At 75.7% G+C, this 7,062-nt stretch carries 1 protein-coding gene; it reads right to left on the reverse strand.

Annotated elements, in window-relative coordinates; all coding sequences use genetic code 11:
- Positions 1-7,062: type I polyketide synthase (locus ACY1JF_RS31735; protein WP_462708734.1), on the reverse strand; the 7,062-nt coding region annotated here is incomplete at both ends.

A 7,062-nucleotide genomic window follows, 5' to 3' on the forward strand; every position in this document is an offset into this window, starting at 1 on the left:
ACCGGCGCGTCACCCTCGGTCGCCCGTACCAGGCGCGGCACCGACAGTGCCCCGTCCCGGACCGCCACCTGCGGCTCGCCGGAGGCCAGGACCGTGGCGGCGATGTCGTCGACGGGGGTGCCGGTGGCGGGGTCCGGGTCGATGTCGGCGGCGGGGTCCAGGTCGAGCAGGACGATCCGGCCGGGGTTCTCGGCCTGGGCGGCCCGGACCAGACCCCAGACGGCCGCTCCGGCCGGGTCCGTCACCGCACCGTCACCGCCGGCGGGCACCGCCCCCCGGGTGACGACCAGCAGCCGGGCGTCCTCGAACTCCTCGTCACCGAGCCACGTCTGGACGACCTCCAGGGCGGCGGCGGTCCGGGCGAGCGCCTCCTCGTCACCGTCCCCGTCGCTCAGCGACGCCAGGACGGTGGCCTCGGGGGCGTTCCCCTTCAGCGCGGTGACGTCGGCGGCGGTGGCGACCCGCGTCCACACGGGTGGCGTCCCCGTCGTCCCGGCGGGTGCGGGCAGTAGTCCGGTCCAGGTGACGCCGAACAGCGCGTCGTGGGCCTCGTCGGCGGTCGCGGCGGCGTCGAGCTGCTCGACGTCCACCGGGCGGAAGGTCACCGAGTCGACGGACAGGACGAGACCGCCGTTGTCGTCGGTCGCGACGAGGGACAGTACGTCGGTTCCGCGCGGTGCGATCCGTACCCGCAGGGAGGCGGCGCCGGCGGCGTGCAGGACCAGCCCGTTCCAGGCGAACGGCAGGACGCCGTGTCCGTCGTCGGGCTGGACGAAGGCGTCGGTGTGCAGGGCGGCGTCCAGCAGGGCGGGGTGGAGGCCGAACCGGGTCGCCTCGTCGCGCTGCCGGTCGGGCAGGGCGACCTCGGCGAACAGTTCGTCTCCGCGCCGCCACACCGCGCGCAGGCCCTGGAAGGCGGGGCCGTAGGCGTAGCCGTGGCTCGCCAGGTCCTCGTAGAAGGCGGTGGTGTCGAGGCCGACGGGTTCGGCGCCGGCCGGGGGCCAGACCGTGGTGTCGAAGACGGGCGTGCCGGTCGCCGACGTGGTCACGGTGCCGGTGGCGTGCCGGGCCCAGGCGTCGGCGCCGGTCTCGCCGGCGGTGTTCTCGCGGGCCGAGTAGATCGCCACGCTCCGCATCCCGTCGGCGTCGGGGCCGCCGACGGCGACCTGGACCCGCACCCCGCCCTCCGCTGGGACGACCAGCGGCGCCTCGATGACGAGTTCGTCCAGCACCCCGCAGCCGCCGGCCTCGTCCCCGGCACGTACGGCCAGCTCGACCAGCCCGGTGCCGGGAACGAGGACGACACCGCCGACGGCGTGGTCGGCCAGCCAGGGGTGGGTGCGCAGGGAGAGGCGGGAGGTGCACAGGACGCCGCCGGTCTCGGGCACCTCCACCACCGCGCCGAGCAGCGGGTGGTCCGCCGTGCTCTGGCCCAGGGCGACGGCGTCGGTGGCAGGGGCCGTCCGCAGCCAGTAGTGCTGGTGGTCGAAGGCGTACGTCGGCAGGTCCACCGGAATCTCGGTGACGCCCTTCGGCAAGGTCTCCGCCCAGTCCACCTTCGCGCCGCGCACGAACAGCTCGGCCACCGACAGCAGAAGCGTCCGCGCCTCGCCTCGGTCCTCCCGCAGCGCCGGAACGCACACCGCGTCCTCGCCCGCCGACTCCGTGATCGCACCGGCCAGCGCCGCACCGGGACCCAGCTCCACGAACAACGACCCGCCCGCCGCACTGATCCCGTCGGCGAAACGGACCGGCCGACGCACATGGTCCACCCAGTACGCCGGATCGGTCAGCTGCCCCGGCACGGCAAGCCGGCCCGTCACATTGGACACGACGGGAACAGTCGGCTCGTCGAACGTCAGCCCGGACAGCACCCTGGCGAAGTCGGCCAGCATCGGTTCCATCAACGCCGAGTGGAACGCGTGCGAGACAGCCAGCCGCTTGGTCCTGCGGCCCCGCTCACGCAGCTTCTCCACCACCGCTTCGACCGCGCCCTCCTCACCCGACAGGACGACCGAACCAGGCGCGTTCACCGCCGCGAGATCAACCCCCGCACCGAGATACTCCTCGGCCTCCGCCTCCGTGGCGGCCACCGCCACCATCGCCCCACCCGGAGCAAGGGCCTGCATCAGCCGGCCCCGCGCCGCCACCAACGCCGCCGCGTCCTCCAGGGACAGCACCCCGGCCACATGCGCGGCCACGACCTCACCGACCGAATGCCCGGCCACCACATCCGGCCGCACACCCCACGACTCCACCAGCCGGAACAACGCCGACTCCACCGCGAACAACCCCGCCTGCGTGAACACCGTCTGGTCCAGCAGGCCGCCGCCCGCGTTGCCGACCTCGCCGAAGACCACGTCCTTGACGGGGTGGTCCGCCCAGCCGGCCAGCCGTGCGTCGAGTGCGGCACAGGCCTCGTCCAGTGCGCGGGCGAAGACCGGGTAGCGGTCGTACAGTTCGCGGCCCATGCCGAGGCGCTGTGAGCCCTGGCCGGGGAAGACGAACACCGTGCCGCCGGTGCTGTCGGAGCCGGTGACGACGAGCGGCGAGGACGCGCCTTCGGCCAGCGCCGTCAGTCCGGTCACCGCCTCCTCACGGCTCTCGGCGACGACCACGGCCCGTTCGGACAGCACCGCCCGTCGGGTGACCAGCGCGCCCGCGACGGCCGCCGGGGAGGCGTCGGTCCGGTCGATGAACCCGGCCAGCCGGCCGGCCTGTCCGGCGAGCGCGGCGGTGCCGCGTGCCGAGATCACCACGGGCAGTACGCCGTCGGCGGGGGCCGTCGGCGTCTCGGCCGCCCTCTGGGGGGCCTGTTCCAGGATCACGTGCGCGTTGGTGCCGCTGACGCCGAAGGCGGAGACGCCGGCCCGGCGCGGGCGGCCGGTCTCCGGCCAGGGCCGGGCCTCGGTGAGCACCTCCACCGCCCCCGCCGACCAGTCCACCTCGGTCGAGGGCCGGTCGACGTGGAGGGTGGGGGGCAGTACCGCGTGCCGCATCGCCTCGACGGTCTTGATGACGCCGGCGACACCGGCCGCGGCCTGGGCGTGGCCGATGTTGGACTTCACCGACCCGATCCACAGCGGTTCCGTCCGGTCCTGGCCGTAGGTGGCGAGCAGGGCCTGTGCCTCGATCGGGTCACCGAGGACCGTGCCCGTGCCGTGCGCCTCGACCGCGTCCACGTCCGCCGCCGTAAGCCCGGCGTTCGCCAGCGCCTTGCGGATCACCCGCTGCTGCGACGGACCGTTCGGCGCCGTCAGACCATTGGACGCGCCGTCCTGGTTGACGGCGCTGCCGCGGAGCACGGCGAGCACCTGGTGCCCCTGCCGCTCGGCGTCCGAGAGGCGTTCCAGGACGATGACGCCCGCGCCCTCGGCCCAGCCGGTGCCGTCCGCGCCGTCCGCGAACGCCTTGCACCGGCCGTCGGGCGCCAGGGCCTGCTGCCGGGAGAACTCCACGAAGGTGTAGGGGTTGGCGAGGACGGTCGCGCCGCCGGCCAGGGCCATCGAGCACTCGCCGCCCCGCAGGGCCTGCGCGGCGAGGTGGATGGCGACCAGGGAGGAGGAGCAGGCGGTGTCGACGGTGACGGCGGGGCCTTCGAGGCCGAAGACGTACGACACCCGGCCCGAGGCCACGCTGCCGGCGGAGCCGGTCGCCGTGAACCCGGCCAGTTCCGGCGGGAGTTCGCCGCCGAAGCCGTAGCCCTGGGTCATCACGCCGGAGAACACGCCGACGTCGCTGCCCTTGAGCGAGGCCGGGTCGATGCCGGCCCGCTCCAGCGCCTCCCAGGAGGTCTCCAGCAGCAGCCGCTGCTGGGGGTCCATGGCCAGTGCCTCGCGCGGGGAGATGCCGAAGAAGCCGGCGTCGAACAGCGCGGCGTCGTGGAGGAAGCCGCCCTGGTCGACGTAGGACGTCCCGACGCGTCCGGGGTCGGCGTCGAACAGGCCCTCCAGGTCCCAGCCGCGGTCGGAGGGGAAGCCGGACATCGCGTCCCGGCCCTCGCGCACCAGTTCCCAGAGTTCCTCGGGGCTGGTGGCACCGCCGGGCAGCCGGCAGGCCATGCCGACGATGGCGACGGGCTCGCCGGGGTCGGCCGTGGCGGTGGCCGGTTCCGGGGTGGCCGGTGCCGCGGTGACGTGCCCGAAGTGGCCGTGCAGGTGGCGGGCGAGGGCGAGCGGGGTCGGGTAGTCGAAGACGACGGTCGTCGGCAGGCTGAGGCCGGTGGCCTCGCGGATGCGGTTGCGCAGTTCGACGGAGGTGAGCGAGTCGAAGCCGGCGTCCTTGAACGCCTTCTCGGCCCTGACCTGGTCGGCGCCCGCGTGGCCGAGGACGGTGGCGACCTGGCCGCGGACGACGTCCAGCAGCAGCGCCTCCTGCTCGGCGGGGGTGAGACCGGCGAGCCGGTCGGCCAGACCGCCGGCGCCGCGGCCCGCGGTGGCCGTCCGGGCGGCCTGCCGGGTGACCCGGATCAGGCCGCGCAGCAGGGGCTGCACGGGGGAGCCGGAGGCCGCGTCGGCGCGGGCGGCCCGCAGGTCCAGCTTGATGGGGACGACGAGGGCCTGTCCGGCGCCCAGGGCCGTGTCGAAGAGGGCGAGGCCCTCCTCGGGGGTCAGGGCGCGGACGCCGCCCCGGCCCATGCGGGCCTGGTCGGCGGTGCCCAGGTGGGCGGTCAGGCCGCCGCTCTGCTCCCACAGGCCCCAGGCCAGCGACACGGCCGGCAGTCCGGCGGCGCGGCGGCGGGCCATCAGGCCGTCGAGGTAGGCGTTGGCGGCGGCGTAGTTGCCCTGGCCGGCCGAGCCGAACAGGCCGGCGCCGGAGGAGTAGACGGCGAAGACCGTCAGGTCCAGGTCGCGGGTCAGCTCGTCCAGGTGTGCGGCGGCCTCCGCCTTCGGGCCGAAGACGCCCGCCATCCGCTCGGGGGTGAGGGCGCCGATCACGCCGTCGTCCAGGACGCCGGCCGTGTGCACCACACCGGTCAGGGGGTGCTCCGCCGGAACCGAGCCCAGCAGTTCCGCCACCGCCGCCCGGTCGGAGACGTCACAGGCCGCCAAGTGCACCGACTCCGCACCCAGCTCCGTCAGCTCGGCCGCCAGCTCCGCGGCCCCCTCCGCCTCGGCCCCCCGCCGGCTCGCCAGGACCAGGTGCCGGACGCCGTGCCGCTCCACCAGGTGACGGGCCACCAGCGAACCGAGCGAACCGGTACCGCCGGTGACCAGCACCGTGCCCCCGGCGCGGAACCACACCGGCGCGTCACCCCCGGCACGGACCCCCACCGGTGCGTCATCCCCGGCACGGGACCCCACCGGCGCGTCACCCTCGGTCGCCCGTACCAGGCGCGGCACCGACAGTGCCCCGTCCCGGACCGCCACCTGCGGCTCGCCGGAGGCCAGGACCGTGGCGAGCAGCGGCTCGACCGCGGTGCCGTAGGCGATGTCCGGGTCGGTGTCGGTGTCGATCAGGACGATCCGGCCGGGGTTCTCGGCCTGGGCGGCCCGGACCAGACCCCAGACGGCCGCTCCGGCCGGGTCCGTCACCGCACCGTCACCGCCGGCGGGCACCGCCCCCCGGGTCAGGATCACCAGCCGGGACTCCTCCAGGCCGGGGGCGGCGAACCACGCCTGGAGCACGGCCAGCATCCGGTCGCTCTGCGAGCGGGCGCCGGCGGCGGTGCGGTCGGCGGTGACCGCTTCGACCACGGCGACCAGGGGGCCGGTCGCCGCGCCGGCGAGGATCTCGACCTCGTCCGGGTGGAACAGCGGCACCCACTGCGGCACCTGTTCCGTCTCCGGGGCGGGCGCGGGCAGTTCCGTCCAGTCGACGCGGTAGAGGGAGTGGTCGCTGTCGCCCGTGGCCGCCGTCAGCCGGTCGGCGGCCACGGGGAGGAAGCCCAGGCTGTCCATGGTGACGACGGGGCCGCCGGCCTCGTCGGCCGCCTCCAGCGCGAGCCGGCCGGACGCGGACGGGACGAGCCGCACGCGCAGCGCGGTCGCGCCGGTGGCGTGCAGGGTCACGCCCTGCCACTCGGCGGGCTGCCACAGCCGCTGTCCGGTGCCGTCCGGGTCGGCCGTGGCCGCGTGCCGCAGCCCGGACTGGACGGCGGCGTCGAGCAGCGCGGGGTGGACGCCGAACCGGTCGGCTCCCGCGCGCTGCTCCTCGGGGAGGGCCACCTCGGCGAACACCTCGTCGCCACGCCGCCACAGCGCCCGTACGCCCCGGAAGGCGGGGCCGAGGGGGTGGCCGAGGGCGAGCAGGTCGGCGTACAGCTCGTCGGGGTCGGCCGGGCGGGCGCCGGTGGGCGGCCACAGGGCCAGGTCGGTGCTGGTCGCGGGGGTGGCGGGCGGGGCGGGCGACAGGCGTCCGGTGGCGTGCCGGGTCCATACGGCGTCGGTGGCCGTCTCCGCGGCGGCGTAGACGTCGACGGTGCGGGCGCCCGTGCCGTCGGGGCCGCCGACGGTGATCTGGAGGCGGACGCCGCCCTCCTCGGGCAGTACCAGCGGCGTCTCGACGGTCAGTTCGTCCAGGGTGGTGGTGCCGGCCTCGTCGCCGGCCCGCAGGGCCAGTTCGACCAGGGCGGTGGCCGGGACGACGACCGCTGCGCCGACGACGTGGTCGGCCAGCCACGGGTGGGTGCGCGCGGAGAGGCGGGAGGTGAGGACCAGCCCGTCGGACTGGGGCAGCGGAACGACCGCGCCCAGCAGGGGGTGGTCGGCGGCGGCCTGGCCGAGCGAGGCGGCGTCCGTGGCCGGCGCGGTCTTGAGCCAGTAGTGGCGGTGGTCGAAGGCGTACGTCGGCAGGTCGACGTGCGGATCACCGGCGCCTTCGGGCAACACGCCGGTCCAGTCGACCGCCACGCCGCGCACGAACACCTCGGCCATCGAGGTCAGCAGCCGTCGCAGGCCGCCCTCCTCGCGGCGCAGTGAGCCGGTGACCAGCACGTCCGCGCGCGTCTCGTCGACGATCTCGCTGACCGGCTGGACGAGGACGGGGTGGGCGCTGCACTCGACGAAGACCGTGTGTCCCTCGGCCAGCAGGGAGGTGACGGCCGGGCCGAAACGGACCTGC

It is taken from the genome of Streptomyces sp. SYSU D01066-1, assembly GCF_054956795.1.